Genomic DNA, 7742 nt, shown 5'->3' with positions numbered 1-7742 from the left:
CTGATTGCACCATGCTGACTGACCTAAATCGATAGTCCATATATGTATAGAACCTTTGTATTATATTTAGAAGTATAAAACATAAAAAAAATCTTTTATGTAAAAAACTGTCGATGTCAAAATATTTATAAAATACAATTAATTTCTTGTCCGGCTTATCGAAAAATAGACAGATATATAGATTTGTGTTGGAATAACTCGAAAAATAAGGAAAAAGACCTACTGTTTGTTAACTAGGAGGAAGAAGGGGTTAATAAATAGTGGAATCTCTATAAGGTTTTTTGTAAAATTTCCAAGTATATGTAAGGTATTTGTCGAACGATTTTTAAGAATTCACCCTCAAAAAATGAAAGCCTATCCTCGAATGTGAGGATAGGCCTATTTTAAACGGCATTTTGACATAAGTAAAACAACCCACCATTGATAATTTCGACAAGAACCTTAGGTTCGTATTGTTCTTTAAGTGCTGCTTTTTCAATATCATAGCTTTCTGGTTTTTCCTCAATACCTTCATAAAAGGAGTCCAAAAGGGCTAAATCTTCTTTCCAACGTTTCCTTGCTTCATCGGCCCAAGCGTGATCCTGTGTTTCAACAAAACCTCTTACATATTGCTGGAGACGGTTGACACCACTTTGCGGCTTTACAAGAGGTGACATTGTATATGTTAAATCAGGTATTTTCGGTGTCAGTGATAACTTTTCTAGTTTTTCTTGAAAATCCTCTATAATGATACCATTGATCAGCTGCAGACCTAGTGACATAAGAATGTCGCGCTTACGGTCACATTTATATGAAACCTTGATATTTAAACCAAGCCAAGGGTATAGCGGAGTATTTCCCTGTATACCAGGTTGCGTATGCTGATAAAGGCGAATATAGCTTGCGAGTTTTTTTGTTGATTCAAAAATTTGGTGTAAGCGGGGTGCACCGAAATGGATAAAGTCGCCTTTTACATTGTCGGGTGTTTGGTCCCGGTCTGTAATTAACGTTAGCTTCATCGGATTCGGTTCTCCGCCTGTTTTTTCAACATAAGTCCAATAAAATGGACGGTTCATTAACTGCTTATCTAGATCTATTGTCAGTTGTACCGTCATATGTCCGGTTTGCCGTTCAAGAATATCACAATGATTTGCTACAAAATATTTCTCTAGAAAATTAACGATTTCCTGTTGCTGCACGCTGTTCACCACCATTTTGTTCTTCTTCAAAGCTGATTATGGAAGTTAAATTCTCCATCTTAATTTTCATTTCACCCTCGCTCCTCGAACGAAGCATAATGTCCTGGATATGCTCTTCGATATTTCCAAGATCCAGTCGAGTTAAGATATCATCCAACTGACCTATGACACGCTCAAACAGATTAATTTTTTCATATAATAGCTTTAAAATATGCTCTTCAACTGTATTCTTGGTCGCGAAGTTATAAATATGAACATCCTTTTCTTGGCCAAGGCGATGGATACGTCCAATTCGTTGTTCAAGCCTCATCGGATTCCAAGGAAGGTCATAATTGATAATATGATTACAGAATTGTAGGTTAATTCCTTCACCGCCAGCTTCTGTAGCAATTAAAACTTGGAATTTCCCTTTAAACAATTCTCTCATCCAATCCTTTTTCCCACGTTTAAATCCACCTCTAAACGGGACAGATGAAATGCCGTTTTGCTGTAGGAACCATTGCAAATACATTTGAGTCGCGCGATATTCGGTAAAAATAATGACTTTATCATCAATTTGCTTAATTAATTCAACTGCTTTTTCGGCTTTCGAATTTTGCGTCACTTGTTCTACTTTTTTCATCAGACCTACTACCAAATCTTCTGGTACTGCGGAACTACCATCTTCATTCTTTTTCTCAAGCATCTTTTTCAGTGTAAAATAAACGGCTTCACGACTACTACAAGCCTCTCTTTGCAAAGTTAAAATGGAGAACATACTGGAGGCAAAGTTTGAAAAACTAGACCGATAGGCTGAAATTGCATCATATAGTTCTTGTTCAGACTCTGAAAATTCAATTGGAACTGTTTCAACCTTACGTTTTGTCCATTCAATGCCAGTGTCATCACGGCGATTCCGAATCATCACCTTATTGACCAATTCCTTTAAATGCTCATGGTCATCAATCGAACGACTTTTCTTACCGAATGATTCTTCGAAATTCTCCTGGTTCCCTAAATGTCCAGGTTTTAACAATGACACAAGGTTAAAGATTTCATCAATTCGGTTTTGAATCGGGGTGGCGGTTAATAGTAAACAAAACTTCTTTTTTAGGTTTTGAACAAATTCGTAGTTTTTTGTTTTGTTGTTTTTTAACTTATGAGCCTCGTCAATGATAATCAAATCATAGTCCTGCTCATACACAATTTCCCGATGTGGACTTCTTTTGGCTGTATCAATGGAGGAAACAATGACATCATATTGCTCCCACATATAGCTCTTTTTCTGTTGGACAGCTGGAATATAAAACTTTTGATTTAGTTCTGAAGCCCACTGCGAAACAAGAGAAGCTGGAACAAGAATCAACACTTTTTTTACAAGACCGCGAATCATATATTCTTTTAAAATAAGACCAGCTTCAATGGTTTTTCCTAGCCCAACCTCATCTGCTAAGATGGCCTTTCCATTCATTTTTTCCACCACTTGCTTTGCAACCTCAAGTTGATGGGGAAGTGGTGTCAACTGTGGTAAATGCTTAGGAGCTTGAAGACCTTCGAATTCAGGTATTGACTGGTGCTTTTCTACTTCATATGCAAGCTTATATAGCTCCCAGTTCGCCCAAGGACCGTCATCGTCAATTCTTTGCAAAAAGTCACCTTGCCACGACTGATCAAATTCAAAATCGACATTCATATATTCACAGTCCTTTCATTGTTAGTATATATATAGTAGAAAGTAAGCATTTCGGTAAAAACCGAACATTTTTATAAAAAAATAAATTAATGTTAAGAAAATAATGTATTGCTCAAATCACAGGATAATGGTACGATGAATGTAGTTCGAAAACGCTTCTCTTTAGTTTCCAGAAGGGTTAAGCGAAAGTTTTTACTTGATAAAATGAAAACTTTTGAGATGGACTTGATAAAATTTCCATAGTCGTTTCGTTAGTATTACCAAACAAATGAAAATTATGAAGACCGCGAATGAGAACAAGGGGAGAGACTATAATTTTTGTAGCGCCGAAGGAGCAAGCAATTCAATTGTGAATCTCTCAGGCAAAAAGACTCTTGTTTGACGCAACTCTGGAGAGAGCCGATAAATTGAGGGGAATTAGAAGCAAGAAGGTCGAGGAAGTGAAGTTTTGAGGATTGGAGCGTATAAAATTAATACGTGAGGACCGGAAAAACGAAACTGACGAAATTCACTGCTTATAATGACCCGAATGGCCACCAAAGGGGCAATCCTAATTTTTGAACAACAATTAGGTAAACTTTCAGGTGCAAGGACAGAGACTTCACACAACTGTGGAGTTTATCTGTCCTTTTTTATGTTTTCAGAATCTTTTGGTTTTAACCTAAAGCTCAAACCACATTTTTAATGATGACATGCGGAGGAGGAATTCGGTTGACTGAATTAAAACGAACACCATTATTTGATGAGTATCAAAAACATGGCGCCAAAACCATTGATTTTGGCGGGTGGGATCTTCCTGTCCAATTTTCAAGTATTAAAGAAGAACATGAAGCGGTACGCACAAAAGCAGGTCTTTTTGATGTTTCACATATGGGTGAAATTGATGTGAAAGGAAAAGACAGCTTAGCTTACCTTCAAAAAATGATGACAAATGATGTTTCACAATTAAAGGATGGCGCAACACAGTATACTGCGATGTGCTATGAAAATGGTGGAACAGTTGACGACCTACTTATCTATAAAAAAACGGATGAACATTATCTACTCGTTGTCAATGCCTCCAATACAGATAAAGATTTTGATTGGCTAAAACAGCATGTTTTTGGTGATGTGGAAGTAGTGAATATATCAAGTGAGATGGGACAATTAGCCCTTCAGGGACCACTTGCTGAAACAGTTTTACAAAAATTAACGAACACAGAATTAAGTGATATCAAGTTTTTTAAATTCCAAGACGACGTAGAGATTGCAGGCAAGAAAACCCTTGTTTCAAGAACTGGCTATACAGGTGAAGATGGGTTTGAGGTATACTGCCGTGCAGAAGATACGGTTGCATTATGGAATGCCATTTTAGAAGCTGGTGAACCTGAAGGTGTTTTGCCTTGCGGACTAGGCGCGCGTGACACATTACGCTTCGAAGCAAATCTTGCACTTTATGGACAAGAACTATCAAAAGATATTACACCAATTGAAGCAGGAATCGGCTTTGCGGTTAAACCAAATAAAGAAGCCGACTTTATCGGTAAATCTGTCTTAAAACAGCAAAAAGAAGAAGGTGCTCCACGTAAAATTGCTGGAATTGAAATGATTGACAAAGGAATTCCTCGCCACGGTTATGAAGTATATGTGGGGGATGAACAAGTCGGTGAGGTTACGACAGGGACACAATCACCAACCCTTCAAAAAAATATCGGGTTAGTCCTACTCAAATCTGAGCATGCCGAGCTTGGAAAAGAAGTCGAAGTTCAAGTTCGTAAAAAACGCCTAAAAGGGAAAATTGTGGCAACACCATTTTATAAACGTCCAAAAAAATAAGAAATGGATTAGTGGGAAGGGGTACATTCATGAAGCATCGTTATTTACCAATGACGGAACAAGATAAAAACGAAATGTTACAAGCAATCGGCGTATCTACTGTCGAAGAGCTTTTTAGTGATATACCAGAAAGTGTTCGATTTAAAGGTGAATACAATATTAAAAAGGCGAAGTCAGAAACTGCATTAATGAAAGAACTATCATTATTAGCTGCCAAAAATGCTGATCTACGGCATAATGCTTCCTTCTTGGGGGCGGGTGTGTACGACCACTACATGCCGGTAATTGTTGATCATGTTCTTTCACGATCAGAATTTTATACTGCATATACACCATATCAACCTGAGATTTCTCAAGGTGAGCTTCAAGCAATATTTGAATTCCAAACAATGATTTGTGAACTAACTGGGATGGATGTAGCAAACTCCTCCATGTATGACGGTGGTACTGCGCTTGCAGAAGCAGCAATGCTAGCATCAGGTCACACTAAACATAAAAAAGTACTAGTTTCAGAGGCTGTTCACCCAGAATCAAGGCTCGTTCTTGAAACGTATGCGAAGGGTCAATACATCGAGGTCGTGGAAGTTCCAACAAAGAATGGTGTAACGGACGTGGAAGCATTAAGTGATTTAATGGATAACGATGTAGCTTGTGTTATTGTGCAATATCCAAATTTCTTTGGACAAATTGAACCATTAAAAGAAATTGAAGCAGTAGCTCACACTGGTAAAAGCATGTTTGTTGTATCCAGCAATCCATTAGCACTTGGAGCTTTAACGCCTCCTGGGAAATTCGGTGCTGATATTGTGGTTGGGGATGCACAACCATTTGGAATTCCGGCAGCATTCGGTGGTCCGCACTGCGGATATTTTGCAGTTACATCCAAACTAATGCGTAAAGTACCAGGTCGTCTTGTAGGGCAAACAGTTGATGAACAAGGAAAACGCGGCTTTGTTCTTACACTTCAAGCACGTGAACAACATATCAGACGCGATAAAGCAACATCAAATATTTGTTCAAACCAAGCGTTGAATGCACTAGCAGCATCTGTTGCGATGACTGCTTTAGGTAAAAAAGGTGTTAAAGAAATCGCAACCCAAAATATTCAAAAGGCCTACTATGCAAAACAACTATTTGTAGCTAATGGTTTCGAAATAGCATTCGAGGGACCGTGCTTTAATGAATTTGTTGTAAAAGTAGGGAAGTCGGTGAAAGATGCGAATGCGCGTCTATTAGAAAACGGAATAATCGGCGGATATGACTTAGGTCGTGATTTTCCAGAACTTGATGGACATATGCTAGTGGCAGTTACTGAACTACGTACAAAAGAAGAAATTGATACACTTGTAAAAGAATTGGGGGATAGCCATGAATAAGCAAGATCAACCATTAATTTTTGAACTATCAAATCCAGGTCGAATTGGTTATAGTTTGCCAGATTTAGACGTACCTGAGGTAAACATTGATGATGTTATCCCTAGTGACTATCTTCGTGTAGAGGAGCCAGAGCTTCCAGAAGTATCAGAATTAGATATTATGCGTCATTACACTGCCTTGTCAAAACGTAACCATGGGGTGGATTCAGGTTTTTATCCACTAGGTTCATGTACGATGAAATACAATCCGAAAATCAATGAAAATGTAGCTCGATACAATGGATTTGCTCACATTCATCCATTACAAGATGAAAGTACTGTCCAAGGTGCATTGGAACTTATGTATGATCTTCAAGAACATTTAAAAGAAATAACTGGAATGGATGAAGTGACGCTACAACCAGCAGCTGGTGCGCATGGTGAGTGGACTGGATTAATGATGATTCGTGCCTACCACGAAGCAAACTATGATACAGCTCGTACAAAAGTAATTGTACCTGACTCTGCGCACGGTACAAACCCGGCTTCTGCAACAGTAGCTGGCTTTGAAACAATCACAGTAAAATCAGGTGAAGATGGACTAGTTGATTTAGAAGATTTACGACGAGTAGTGGGGCCGGACACAGCAGCATTAATGCTAACAAATCCAAATACTCTAGGCCTATTTGAAGAAAATATTTTAGAAATGACGGAGATCATCCACTCTGCTGGTGGTAAGGTTTATTATGATGGTGCAAACCTGAATGCGGTACTAAGTAAGGCTCGTCCTGGAGACATGGGCTTTGACGTAGTCCACTTAAACCTACACAAAACATTTACTGGTCCACACGGTGGTGGGGGCCCTGGCTCAGGTCCTGTTGGAGTAAAAGCGGATTTAATACCATTCCTTCCAAAACCAGTACTTGTTAAAACAGAGGAAGGCTATCACTTTGAATATAACCGTCCACAATCAATCGGACGTGTAAAACCATACTATGGAAACTTCGGAATCAATGTTCGTGCTTATACGTACATTCGTTCAATGGGACCAGATGGACTTAAAGCGGTAACTGAAAATGCCGTTATCAATGCAAATTACATGATGCGTCGTCTAGCGCCATATTTTGATCTACCATATGATAAGCATTGTAAACACGAATTCGTTCTCTCTGGAAGACGCCAAAAGAAACTAGGCGTTCGTACATTAGATATCGCAAAACGATTACTCGATTTCGGTTACCATCCACCAACTATCTACTTCCCATTAAATGTTGAGGAATGTATGATGATTGAACCAACGGAAACAGAATCTAAAGAAACATTGGACGCATTTATTGAGGCAATGATTCAAATAGCAAAAGAAACAGAGGAAAATCCAGAAATCGTCCAAGAAGCACCACACACAACAATTGTGAGTCGACTTGATGAAACTTTAGCAGCGCGTAAACCTGTTTTACGATTTCAAAAACAATAAATAATTATATAGTAGAGATTCATCCTTTTTGGATGAGTCTCTTTTTTTACCATAATTTACCGCGGTTTAAAGTATTGAAAAATAAGTCGTGGGCTGATAATATAGATTAAGTCATCACGACAACGTGTTTGATTGAGTCAAGTTTTTAAGAAGTCGAAAAATGGTTTTAAAAAAACTGTTGACATGAAAGTATGATACATGTTATATTATTAAAGTCGCTTTTGAGCGATAGATTAAAAAGTTCTTTG

At 38.2% G+C, this 7742-nt stretch carries 5 protein-coding genes and 1 riboswitch; of the genes, 3 read left to right on the top strand and 2 right to left on the bottom strand.

Features of this window, described 5'->3' with window-relative positions; genetic code table 11:
* Window positions 1-383: 383 nt before the first annotated feature.
* Together BTHG_RS17580 and BTHG_RS17575 are read right to left on the bottom strand one after the other, a co-directional pair.
* Window positions 384-1178, bottom strand: coding sequence for a YqhG family protein (locus tag BTHG_RS17580; protein ID WP_010678051.1), 795 nt, complete (start codon window positions 1176-1178; stop codon window positions 384-386).
* On the bottom strand, window positions 1156-2850 hold the full coding sequence (locus BTHG_RS17575) for a DEAD/DEAH box helicase (protein WP_010678050.1): 1695 nt from the start codon (window positions 2848-2850) through the stop codon (window positions 1156-1158). Before BTHG_RS17575 ends, BTHG_RS17580 begins: the two co-directional genes overlap by 23 nt.
* 290 nt (window positions 2851-3140) lie before the next feature.
* A riboswitch (glycine riboswitch) is annotated at window positions 3141-3234 on the top strand.
* Between the two features lie 303 nt (window positions 3235-3537).
* On the opposite strand from BTHG_RS17575, the gene gcvT reads away from it, so the two are divergent.
* The 3 genes from gcvT to gcvPB are packed head-to-tail and all read left to right on the top strand — an operon-like array spanning window position 3538 to window position 7494.
* Window positions 3538-4665: a glycine cleavage system aminomethyltransferase GcvT gene (gene gcvT / locus BTHG_RS17570; RefSeq protein WP_042342294.1), complete on the top strand. Its 1128-nt coding sequence runs from the start codon at window positions 3538-3540 to the stop codon at window positions 4663-4665.
* Between the two features lie 29 nt (window positions 4666-4694).
* Window positions 4695-6041 (top strand): aminomethyl-transferring glycine dehydrogenase subunit GcvPA, encoded by a 1347-nt coding sequence (gene gcvPA, locus BTHG_RS17565; protein WP_010678048.1) that lies wholly within the window; start codon window positions 4695-4697, stop codon window positions 6039-6041.
* On the top strand, window positions 6034-7494 hold the full coding sequence (gene gcvPB / locus BTHG_RS17560) for an aminomethyl-transferring glycine dehydrogenase subunit GcvPB (protein ID WP_010678047.1): 1461 nt from the start codon (window positions 6034-6036) through the stop codon (window positions 7492-7494). The genes gcvPA and gcvPB overlap by 8 nt, the downstream gene beginning before the upstream one ends.
* Window positions 7495-7742: the final 248 nt, after the last annotated feature.

The sequence above is a fragment of the Bacillus timonensis genome, assembly GCF_000285535.1.
GTDB lineage: Bacteria > Bacillota > Bacilli > Bacillales > Bacillaceae_L > Ferdinandcohnia > Ferdinandcohnia timonensis.
This window is presented reverse-complemented; position numbering and strand designations above follow the sequence as displayed.